Below are 1,786 nucleotides of genomic sequence, written 5' to 3'. Positions count from 1 at the left end.
CCCCCGTATTGCCTCAGGAAGGAATGTTACCCGGGATGAAGGTCTAGGGATTGGTCGCCGGATCGACACTGGTGTGGCCGGCTCCCTGGAGGGACTGTGGGCGGGGCGGAGTGATCATCACACGCAGCGCCGTCCACAGGCCGGGGCCGCATGCCCGGCGACGTTATCGGTTGCGCTGACATGGATGCGATGATCGTCTCCGCCACCTTCTGCCGGAAGGATCGAAGCAGGCGCTGAACGATCGAATGCTGCTTGTCGCTGAAGGTCGAAGGATCGATTGCGGCGAGCCTGCGCACGATGGTCAGCGCGGTGATCTGCGGCTCGACGGCAAGCCAGTTCTCGATCGTCGCGAGATACGGATCGAGCTTCAAGGGCATGCGAATGCGTTTCTTGTATCGCCGTTTCGGCCTGCGATGTGTGGCTCGCACTTCGGTGGTCGTGGCCGTCGTGCCGAGCGATCGGGCGAACGCCAGCGGGTCAGCCGGCGATCCGCTGGCTGCTGGCGCAAGACCGCGTTTGCCGATCCGCTCACCAAGTTCCTCCTGCGCCGCACGGATCTCGGCCAGCAGTTGCACGGGATCGAGAGTGCAGTATGTCTCGCGCAGACGGCGCTTGATCGTTAGTGCGAGTTTCGGATGCATGAGCGCACGTTCGTACGGTGTGGCCGGCGGATGATAGCGTTTGATCACCTTCGCGCCCTCGCGACGCTTCTCCTTGAGCTTGAAGGACGGCTGGAAGAAGTTCACGTGCAGGCGCGCCGCCGCGTAGAGACGTGCCATCACGCGCGCCGTCGCGACCCCATCGAAGCGCCCGTAGCCGACGAGCCGCCGGACCACCGCGCCGTTCTTCTGTTCCACGAAAGCCTGGTCGTTTTTCTTGTAGGCGCGGGACCGCGTCACCTCGATCTTCTGGGCTCGGCACCACGGAACAACGACGTCGTTCATGAACGCGCTATCGTTATCGAAGTCGGCGCCGCGGATCAGCCACGGGAACAAACTCTGCGCTCGGGTCATCGCTTCGACGACGAGGCTGCCATCGCGTGCTATCAGCGGCAGGCATTCCGTCCATCCTGTCGCGATATCCACCATCGTCAGCGTCTGGATGAACGAACCGGCGACACTCGTCCCGCCGTGCGCGACCATGTCGATCTCGCAAAAGCCTGGCGGCGGGTTCGCCCAGTCGTTGAAGGTTCGGATCGGCACCTCGCGTCGAATTGCCGAGTAGAATCCGATCCGCCGCCGCCGACCACCCGCGGCTGCAACTTTCACGTCGATCAATATCCGATCAATCGTCGCCGCACTCACCGTTACCAGCAGCGCACGCTCTGCGCTCGTCGGCTTCAGCCGGCCATGCCGCTCCAGTGCGGGCAACAGCGCTGGGATCATCGATACGAGGCGCTTGCCGCACACGCGATCGGAGGCTTCCCACAGCGCAATCAGCGCGTCGCGCACACGAGCGTACTTGCGCCGCCGACGGCTCGCAGGCTCCGCGCCGCCGGTAGCCTCCTCGCTCAATGGCAGTCCAGACCTGTTCCTTCCGACAGCCGACAATGCGCGTACCGCGTGCTTGCGATGCCAGCCCGTTGTCGCTGTCAATTCATCGAGGATGCGTCCCTTCTCAGCTCGACCTGCCGTCCGGTAGCGCTTAGCTACCGCCGCCAACAGCTCGCGCCGTGCGCCCATGCTGATCCCGCTCGCCATTGGTGCCACCGACCTGATTCGGTGACGCCGCTCCAGTCATCGGCGCGGAATCCTTCAGTAACATTCTCGATGAGGCAATGCGCCCC

The 1,786-nt window shown here is 63.9% G+C and carries 1 protein-coding gene; it reads right to left on the bottom strand.

Annotated elements, in window-relative coordinates; all coding sequences use genetic code 11:
• Positions 1–26 precede the first annotated feature (26 nt).
• On the bottom strand, positions 27–1,700 hold the full coding sequence (locus tag AC1RT6_RS21195; protein WP_472791942.1) for an integrase catalytic domain-containing protein: 1,674 nt from the start codon (positions 1,698–1,700) through the stop codon (positions 27–29).
• Between the last annotated feature and the right edge of the window lie 86 nt (positions 1,701–1,786).

It is taken from the genome of Nitrobacter sp. MLSD-S21, from assembly GCF_058809865.1.
Note: the sequence above shows the minus strand (reverse complement) of the source record. Positions and strands in the feature narration are given on the sequence as shown.

What these genes read in the sequence shown, in the direction of transcription:
- AC1RT6_RS21195 (WP_472791942.1), bottom strand. Translation starts at nt 1,700, where the DNA reads ATGGCGAGCGGGATCAGCATGGGCGCACGGCGCGAGCTGTTGGCGGCG.